This window comes from Mammaliicoccus fleurettii, from assembly GCF_002018435.1.
Lineage (GTDB): Bacteria > Bacillota > Bacilli > Staphylococcales > Staphylococcaceae > Mammaliicoccus > Mammaliicoccus fleurettii.
Genome location: NZ_MWJM01000033.1, coordinates 1 through 4,817 on the forward strand (window position 1 = coordinate 1; position 4,817 = coordinate 4,817).

General features: G+C 35.2%; 8 protein-coding genes. 3 read left to right on the forward strand and 5 right to left on the reverse strand.

Translation table 11 applies throughout. The features are described from left to right. The 3 genes from B2G86_RS12840 to B2G86_RS12850 all read left to right on the forward strand — a co-directional run. The coding region (locus B2G86_RS12840; RefSeq protein ID WP_206744471.1) for a hypothetical protein at positions 1–376 on the forward strand (376 nt) is incomplete at its 5' end. Further along, positions 377–841 (forward strand): HNH endonuclease, encoded by a 465-nt coding sequence (locus tag B2G86_RS12845; protein WP_078358582.1) that lies wholly within the window; start codon positions 377–379, stop codon positions 839–841. A 53-nt stretch (positions 842–894) separates the two neighbouring features. Then, positions 895–1,479, forward strand: a complete 585-nt coding sequence (locus B2G86_RS12850; protein ID WP_078358583.1) for a lytic transglycosylase domain-containing protein — start codon at positions 895–897, stop codon at positions 1,477–1,479. 36 nt (positions 1,480–1,515) lie between these two features. Here B2G86_RS12850 and B2G86_RS12855 read toward each other — a convergent pair whose 3' ends face one another. The 5 genes from B2G86_RS12855 to B2G86_RS12875 all read right to left on the reverse strand — a co-directional run. Next, entirely contained in the window at positions 1,516–2,217 is a 702-nt protein-coding gene (locus tag B2G86_RS12855) for a peptidoglycan recognition protein family protein (protein WP_078358584.1), read from the reverse strand. Continuing rightward, the gene (locus B2G86_RS12860; RefSeq protein ID WP_078358585.1) at positions 2,214–2,567 is read right to left on the reverse strand and encodes a hypothetical protein; all 354 of its coding nucleotides are present in this window, start codon (positions 2,565–2,567) and stop codon (positions 2,214–2,216) included. Before B2G86_RS12860 ends, B2G86_RS12855 begins: the two co-directional genes overlap by 4 nt. 21 nt (positions 2,568–2,588) lie before the next feature. Next, positions 2,589–3,392, reverse strand: coding sequence for a hypothetical protein (locus tag B2G86_RS13245; protein WP_142242942.1), 804 nt, complete (start codon positions 3,390–3,392; stop codon positions 2,589–2,591). Beyond that, positions 3,382–3,675, reverse strand: coding sequence for a hypothetical protein (locus B2G86_RS12870; protein ID WP_078358586.1), 294 nt, complete (start codon positions 3,673–3,675; stop codon positions 3,382–3,384). Before B2G86_RS12870 ends, B2G86_RS13245 begins: the two co-directional genes overlap by 11 nt. Continuing rightward, a partial coding sequence (locus tag B2G86_RS12875; RefSeq protein ID WP_206744472.1) for a hypothetical protein occupies positions 3,665–4,817 on the reverse strand: 1,153 nt, incomplete at its 5' end. The genes B2G86_RS12875 and B2G86_RS12870, both read right to left, overlap by 11 nt.

Here is a 4,817-nt window from a genome sequence, read left to right on the forward strand (position 1 = left end):
AGATGTGTATAAGAGACAGGTTTTTATATTAAAAATGGCGAATATGATAAAGTTGAAACGCCAGAACGACAAGAACCGCCAAAATTTTAAGAAAAGATTTAATAGAAAAGAGCATGGCATGAAATATGAGATTTGGTATAGCGCAATAGATGGAGATTATTATAAAACAAGCGACACGCTAGAAGAAGCAAATAATGATTTTGCGTTTGTATTAACAATGTATAGGCTTGTTCCTTTATTTGAAATGCGTTTAATTGAAATTGATTCACAGGGCGAATATAAAGTTATTAAGTCATTTAAAAATATGAAAGCAAATAATAAAGACATAGTTATGACGAAAGCATATTATAATTCACGTACACATAAAGGAGAATAAATGAATAAAACTAGATATAAAACAAATTATATTGTTCATGATAATGGCGAAGTATTTAAAATAACTAAAAATGGTCTAAAGAAAAAGAAATTTAGTTCAACTTGTGGTTATTTGCAAACATCTATAAACGGAAGAAGAGAGCTCGTCCATAGAATTGTCATGTCAGCTTTTAAAGGAGAAAGTGAACTAACCGTCGACCACTTAAATGGAATCAAAACAGATAATAGGTTAGAAAATCTTGAATATGTAACTTTATCAGAAAATGTAAAAAGACAGCATAGAGACGGAAGAAACACAGGAATTCATGCAATGCATGAAAATCAGAAAAAGAAAGTTTTGTGGAATGGAACGATTTATGACAGTGCAACCGAATTATCGTATTATCTAGGTTTAAAAAGGAATGCATGCTGTGAATCAATAAGGGTAGGCCGAAAATTAAAAGGTCACTATGCAAAACATATCTAAAAGAGGTGGAAATAATTTTTATATTAACAGATGATACAATAAGAAGTATAGCGTTGATTCAATTCGCTCATAAAATGGCAAATAACAACTTTAATGATATTGTGGCACAATTATATCAACAAGAGTTTAAAACGCAAGAGAAAGCAAAATATGAGCATATAAGGCAAGCTAAGGAGAAAGCACTTGAAGAACAACGAATTAGTGAAGAAAATAAACGAAGAGTTGAAGCTGAAAAACAAGCCGAATCTGACAGAATCTCAAGAGAACATGATAAGACAACTAAACAACCTGACACCGAAAGGACGCAAGAAGTTAGCGATGAAAATGAAAATGAGGGAGGTGTACCAAACACAGCAACTAGTGACACTATTGGAAGTGATTGGTCTAGTGTAAGTCCAGAAATAGCTGCGAATTATATGGCAAGCAAGACAGGAGTAAGTGCTGGGAAATGGCTTGATGTTATTTATAAGGAGTCGAGTGGAAACCCTTATGTTGAAAATGAGTTATCATGCTGGGGACTATTACAGATAATGCAAAGCGTGCATGGGCAGGTATCTAACTTAAGTCCACAAGATTATTTAGACAAAGCAGTAAGTATATATCAAGGTTCAGGCGGTACAGCTTGGGTGACTTGGTAAAAAATAAAAACAGCTATAAAGCTGTCTTTTTTTATTTTATAGTTTAGTTGCGTTTGGTCCAAATTCAGCGTCTAGCTCCACTTGTAACATGGTATCTTTAGGTAAATTAAGTTTACCCCATTTGTTTTGATAGTTTTCTAACATGCGTGTAGATCGTACATAGCGTACTGATACTCCATTAGATACATAGTAGCGTTTTGTGTCTGTACAATAAATAAGATACATTTCGATTTCCTTTTCGTTTTGTTTGCTTTCAGTTTGACCTGTAAGGCGTTTGTTTAGTTCTGTGATAAAGTATGAGCGACAGCTTTCTAAAGTGCCACCGTGAGCTTCTACTGACCGTCTAGGGCAACTTGTGCTTGAAAGTTCTTGATGTAGTTTCACAGTATTACGATCAGGAGTTAGCCCCCATTGTTTCATGTACTTAGCTACATCATCTAGTACCGCTTGTTCATTCCTTAAGAACTGGTTTAAGTCGCCTTCTGATTGGCATACTTCCCAGCTGGCGTAGTTTGCATTACCGTATGAGTTAGCGCAATGCCATGCCTTGTTAGAGAAGTCGGAAGCCTGTAAGCGTCCATCCGAAGCGATATAAACATGAGCAAAGCCGTTTGTTGGGTCATGAGTGGGTAGCCAACCATTGTAGAAGCCAGTGTTAGCACCATTTGAGCCTGCGTCATTGTGAATTACAACCCCAGTAGGTTTATGCCCACGAACGCCAGCATTATTTATATTCATTCTTTTTTATCCTCCGTTTGTTCTTCTTCCGCCTCAGGAACACTTACACCATTCTTTTTCATAAGTTTAACCAAACCGTCAAACATAGGGCTAATTTTTGCGATTAAGTAAATAAATTGTCCTACGAAGTACAACAATCCTACGTCAATCACTGTTTTCGCAATGTCAGAGGTTGAAGGAGTTTGAGTAAAGTAAAAGACTGCGTATAAAACCCATAGCGCGAAGACTACCGTCAAATCAATTACAAGTCTACGCTTGAAAGGTGGGTTCATTGCTTCTCTATCTTTAATCCATGTAGCGAACAAAATCGCCAAAATCAAGATAGTTATTAAAATCATTCTAGTTACCATTATATTTTGCTTTCTATTTGTTTACAATAAAGGCGCTGATAAAGCGAAAGATATTGTTTTTCCGTTCATTGGAGTGTTATTTGGATTACCTACTGCGATACCACTTGGAGACATGTTAATTAAAGATAACGACAGGTGGCCAGGAGAATAAAATGAACCAGCAGTATCAAATTGAGGTAGATTTGTTCCAAAAGCAGGTGGGAAAGTGCCAACCGGAACAATGAAATTCGGTGTGACATTTGGCACAGGAATGCTATTTCCTATAACGTAAATTACACCATTAATAATTCTTGCCTGTAATGTACCTGTTGAACCTACTCCACCAGCCCTATTTAAATCAGTCCAAGGAACATCCTTTTTATTGACTAGGCTATTAATAATAACATCATCAAGTAAAGTATGTTCAGTTGGTTGCTTAGCACTTATAACTCCTGTTCCGTTAGTTGTTCTAATATCTATCACAACTTTAAGTACACCTGAATTATTATTTAAATCAACATTATTGCTATTGTCTGAAGTTTCAGCCGATAAAGTAACAGGGTGTGCTGTTTGAGTTAAGTCAATATTTGCATGGATATAATTGACTGCATTTCCTTTTAAAGCTACAGTTTCGTTTAATAGTTCAAAATATCTTCCACCAGCAACAATTGAAGTATTAGTATATTGTACATTAAGGGCTGTATTTAACGGACTTGTCCAGTCTCTTCGTCTAATTGTTCCATAGTCCATTCCTGTCAACATCATGTATAGCTTTCCGTCATTATTAGAACCGACTGGAAACTCTGTACCATTTGGACTAAAGAATGTAAAGTTTTTAATTGTCATTTTTAACCTTTCTTGAAATTATCTTCGCTTTATCTAAAACTGGGTTATCAGTAATTGAAAGCTCTAATAATCTAAATTTTCTACCGCCATACGGATAACCACCAATTGATACAAATTGACCAACTTCGTACAAGAGCGTAGTTTCGATTCTAAGCGAGTTTTCGCTATTATAATATACTTTACCAGATAAAAGTTCTAAGTGGTCTTTACGTAGCTCTCTGTACCCTGTGAAGCTATCTATTCTATATTTGTCTCCGTAAGTAGCTACATACTCATATAACATTTGGTTTGTCTCCGCTTTCTACAAAAATAAGTCTATCATTGAGCTCTGTTTTAACTCTATCTGCTATATACCCTGAATACAGTTTACCGTCATACCATATATCTACCAAGTCATTAACGTATAAAGGCAAAAGCTCATTTTGGTTGAAAATTAATCTTGTGACGATTGTAGAGGGCGAAATTTCAGCTTTAATAGTAGATATATCTGGCGGGTTTCCGTGTTCATCTCTATCATAAAATAATGTTTTTGCTGCCCTTACTTCTGGCAAGTCTGTTCCGTCTCCACCATAAGTACTATAGTCAATGACATCTCCATTATTTTTTGCTGTGTACATTTTAGGAGGGTCTGTATAGTCGTCTGTTGCCTTATTTTTAACAAACACAACAGCAAAATTATAAGCCGAACGTTCTGTTATTATTTCCGTGTCCATTGTCACGTTTTGCTTAATATCTACCCTTGTCGTGATTCTATTTCTATTCCAGCTTCTTGAAGCAAAGTTAATGAATAACAAGTTTCTAGGGTCTGTTTCAGATGAAGCATGTTGAATTGTCGTAGTTGGTTGAAATTGAACCTTTGAAAATATCCTTTTTGCTACGTCATGAGCCGATGAAGTTTCCGCTTTTCGGTTGATTGTAGCCTTTCCTTCAAAGATAGTTGAATTAAAGAAATAACCATAGCTCATTAAATTATTTTTACGAGGGTCAATTAAATAATCAATGATAGCAAAGTTTGTCGTTTTAGTTATTGCGTTCGGAACGTCAAGGCTTTCAATCATTGCCCGAAAATAGTTCTTTAATGTAGCTTTATTACTTTCATCTACACTTGTAACGAGATAAACAATATCTAAGTTTAAGTTTCTTTTTTTACCTAGAGCCTCCTCAATTGGAACAACTTCAGGAAAAAGAATTTGAACAATATCGCCAACCTCTACTGAAACGGTCAATGTAGCTGATGAAGTGTAGAGGTAGCCTGTTTCCCACAATTCATAGTTAATAACTTGACATCTTGCTTTTGGTATCGGTAACCCTCTTTTTTCTTTTTTACCATTAGGAAGATTAAAATCAGATATATTATAATAGTTCGGATTAAAGTTATCATACACATTGGCTTCTAACATTAAACGCTGTCTCTTATACACATCT